Annotated in this window: 1 protein-coding gene and 1 pseudogene; one reads left to right on the plus strand and one right to left on the minus strand. The window is 39.7% G+C overall.

What is annotated here, in order from left to right:
- The first annotated feature begins 667 nt into the window (after nt 1-667).
- Nucleotides 668-3631 (plus strand): TonB-dependent receptor, encoded by a 2964-nt coding sequence (locus ENH88_RS17490; protein ID WP_170072887.1) that lies wholly within the window; start codon nt 668-670, stop codon nt 3629-3631.
- Between the two features lie 210 nt (nt 3632-3841).
- On the opposite strand, the pseudogene ENH88_RS17495 reads toward ENH88_RS17490, so the two are convergent.
- Nucleotides 3842-4286, minus strand: a pseudogene (locus tag ENH88_RS17495) (amino acid decarboxylase); the annotation flags it as partial.

The following is a 4286-nucleotide window of genomic DNA, read 5'->3' on the forward strand; positions in this document are numbered from 1 at the left end:
ACAAAATTGATGAGCACTTTAGAGTTAAAGCTGAAGCAATTAACTTGTTCAGTGCTCCTAAATCACAAGATTTCTTTGTTGAAGGTAACCTAGGTGAAGTGAATGACTACGGCCCACGTTTATTCTTAGGCTTAAGCTACAAGCTATAATAGTTAAACACTTAATCATATTAAAAAGGCGGTTTTACCGCCTTTTTTGATCCTCAAATTCTTCAATTTTATATTTTCGATAGCGTTAGCTAACAGTACTCAAAAACTCACTCCAGAATTACGCTACTTGACTAAAATAATTAAATTGGTTAACCAATGTTGTTGTTTATTCAGTAAGCCTAACATCATCGATTTTTCCTGCCTAAATTATTTCATTTTTAAAACGATAACTCTTCTAACCCTTGTTATTAATAGGCCTATTTCTAATGAAACTTAAAAACCATAAATAACATTAACTTAAAATGTAAGTTTTGCTATTAGCTTGAAGGTTAGATAGATTTTCTATTTTGGTAATAACATATTGCATAATATTTGATCTAAATTAATTACCAAAAGGTTGACCTTTTTATAGTTGAGTGTAAATATAAAGTTAAGGTTTTGTAATAATTAAGGGCTTTTAATAAAAACAATAAAGTAGCTGGTTAAACATAGCATTTCACACACACAGGAAAAAAACTATGAGTCACAAGTTATCTAAAATTACACTGGCAGTTATATCGGCAACTGCACTTGGTATGTCTTTGTCTACACAGGCGCAAGAAGCTCCAAAAAAAGCTGCAGATGATCTTGAGGTTATCGAGGTTTCAGGTATTCGACAATCGCTTACAAATGCGCTTGCACAAAAGCGTTCAGCAGACAGCCTTGTTGAAATTATTGAGGCTGTAGATATTGGTAAGCTACCAGATCAAAACCTCGCAGAAGTACTTGAAAACGTAACAGGGATTCAAATTACTCGTGAAGCAGGGGTAGGTACGGGCGTTCAAATTCGTGGTACCAATGCTAATCGTACAGAAGTGAACGGCGTATCAACAGTTGGCTCAGGTTCTGGACGAAGTGGTATTAGTTTTGAAGATGTATCAGCAGCAATTATCTCTGGTGTAGAAGTAATTAAGTCCCCTGAAGCAAAAACAATCGAAGGCTCTGTGGGCGCAACAATAAACTTGAAAACAATTCGCCCGTTACAGTTAAATGAAACTCTAGGCTCAATTAGAGTTCAAGGTGAAGATAGTAGCTTATCAACAGACGGTGTCACTCCTCGAGTTTCTGGTGCCTGGGGGGATAACTGGGAGCTTGATTCGGGCGGTAAGTTTGGTGTTGTATTTAGTGGTAGTTACAGTGAGCAAGACGTAACCGCATTTCGTCCTCGCGCAGATAGAGATAATTCGGTAGCCGCTGATAGCGGTGCAGCAAGTGCACAATCATTTGATTTCCTACCAGTACAGTTTTTAATTCAAGATTATGATAATTACGAATACGAGACAAAAAACTTCGCAGGTACATTTGAATATGCGCCAAACGATAATATGAAATTCTTTTTTGATGCAGTTGTTAACGACCAAGAGCGCCGCCAAGAAAGCTCTAGAGTACAAGCATCTGGCCTAAGTGATCTTAGAAATGTATCAATACCGAGTGAGTTTGAAACAGTTAATTTTGGTTCGCTTGACGGACAGAACCTAGGCAGCATTCAAGCGGCTGTAAGAGGCGTTATTCCGGTTGAAGACGGTGGTGGCGATCCTAACTTGCGTTTTTCTAGCGATACTAATTCACGCATCACAAAGAGCAAAATATTTAGAATAGGAGGGGAATGGCAAGGCGATAGATTATTTGCAAGTGTTGAAGCCTCAACCTCGCGTTCTGATTCAACTACACCAAGCTTTAATACAACGCTTAATTTTATAAATCCAAATGTTGCTACTAATTCGTCAAATGAAAACGGGACTCCTTTTGAGTATGATCTTACAGGTGATGCACTTACGTTTGGGATTGCGACGGGTGAGGCAAACGCGCCAACAATGGCTCAATTACTTGACCCTGCAAATGTTGTTCTACGTGACGTAAACCAAGGGCAAGATGAGTCAGAAAATACAGAAGATGCGTTTCGTACAGATTTTACATATTACTTAGATGATGTAATAACTTCAGTCGATTTCGGTTACCGCTACAGTAAAACGAGTAGTGTGTCGGATCAAGTTCGTTCTAACGTTGGTTTAAGAAATATGGCTGATAGCCCAACGGGTGATTTATTTGCACAATTATTAACAGCGGGCCCAGATAACTTTAACGATGGTGATGGGCGAGCACTCTATATTCGTGATTTCTTACTTATAAACCCAGAGCTTGCATCCTCTGATCCACAAGCAGTTTTAGCAGCGCTTAACCAAGCGATTGAAGCTAATAATGCAATAACAGGTTCTGATCGTGGTCCAATAAGTTCACCAACGTCTCAAGTAAATGCGTTTTTTGATATTGAAGAAGAAACACATGCCTTATATGCACAAGCAAATTTTGAGTATGGCATGTTTCGCGGTAACTTTGGCCTGCGTTATTTAGAGACTGAAGTTACATCGCTAGGTAACTCTGTTACTCAAGATGGAAGTGGCAACGAACTGGTTACTCAGCTAACGTCAAAAGGTGATTACGATTTCTTTTTACCACGATTTAATTTAGCCGCGAATGTAAGTGAAGATGTGATTGTTCGTTTAGGTTGGTCTAAAGATATTAGACGCCCAGATTTTGATGACCTATCTACATCTGTTACGTTTGGCACCAGCCCTAATAGTGCCGTTTCAATTGGTAACTCAGGCTTAGCGCCAGAAGAAGTAACCTCTTTCGATATATCCACAGATTGGTATTTTGCACCCGCTGCTTTGTTAAGTGTGGGGTACTTTCATAAAACACGTAGCGATTTGCACGTTACACAGCAAGTTGACCCATTTGAAGACCCAAGCACAGGCTTTCGCGATACAACTGGTCCAGAATGTGAAGGCGGCGGCATATTTAACCCAATTGCTGACATAAACGTATTTGGCCCAGATGCTGGCGTAGGGTTATGTGTTCCTACGCAAACTACTATTAATGATTCTGGGGAAACAACACAGCAAGGTATCGAGCTTGCAGCTCAATACGACTTATCAAATTTTGAAAAAGAACTAGGATGGGCATCAGGTTTTGGTGTGGTTGCTAACTATACCTATCAAGAATTTTCTGGTGGCGAGTCATTTGACACCGCAACGAGTCGTGCAAATGCTGTTTTTGCATTAACAACTGGTAACCCTGATGCAGACATAAGTGCTAAGCAATCACTCATTGATCTGTCAGAAAACGCATATAACATTACATTTTACTATGAGAAATACGGCCTATCTGCTCGAGCGCGTTATACGTGGCGCGAAGGGTACCGTTCAACTGATTTTGGTAGCACCTCGAGCTTCCCATGGGGTTTCCCTGTTGTACAAGAAGATAGAGGGCAGCTTAATGCCAGCATAAGTTATGATGTGAACGATCAGCTAAATATCGGTATTGAAGCCGTTAACTTAACTGAATCAGAAGTTAGCCAATCTTGTGTGAACGAAGGTGCTTTACTTTGTTTCCAAGGTATTACAGACCGCCGTATTACATTTGGCGCAAGCTATAGATTTTAAAAGCTATAGTTAAATCGAGTCTATAAGTGTGTGTATTTAAAGACGGTAAAAGCAAGCCATCTGGCTTGCTTTTTTTTAACTAAAACTAGTTAATATTTATAAGAATGATTTATTCCACTTTGTATTTTACTTCTAAATACTGTTACAGCGGCAATGTCTTGCGACACTGCCGGCAGTAATAATGTGTGGGGTAGTAGTAAACCAATACCTTTATTTTTTAACCTTACCTTTAAGAACATAAATTTCACCATCAAAACTGCCTTGAATCGTCAGCCCTTGGCTTGCCAACTCTTGCAAATATTCAACATGATCATCAGTAATATGCTGGCCTGGGACTAAAAGCGGAATGCCCGGTGGGTATGGAGTAACTAAACCTGCACAAATGCGGTTGCTACTTTTGCTAATAGGCACAGATTCGCGGTCGCCATAAAAAGCATCGCTTGGAATACATGCCAAGTCTATGGCTGGTAAGTTTTCAGGTAAGCGAGCTCTGCGCGTCGATTTCGACAATTTTACTTTACCGCTATCTAGCTTTTTCAATGCATTGTACAAACGAATTATTTTTGAGCGCGTGCCGCCAAGCGTGAGTAAAACCAAGATGGTGCTGTGTGTGTATTTTTCTATCTCCAGCCCAATTTCATCCAGTAGATATTTA

Origin of the sequence: Pseudoalteromonas prydzensis (assembly GCF_011050055.1) — a bacterium.
GTDB lineage: Bacteria > Pseudomonadota > Gammaproteobacteria > Enterobacterales > Alteromonadaceae > Pseudoalteromonas > Pseudoalteromonas prydzensis_A.

Excerpts from the sequence above, each read along its gene's own strand:
- ENH88_RS17490 (WP_170072887.1), top strand. The coding sequence starts at position 668 with ATGAGTCACAAGTTATCTAAAATTACACTGGCAGTTATATCGGCAACT.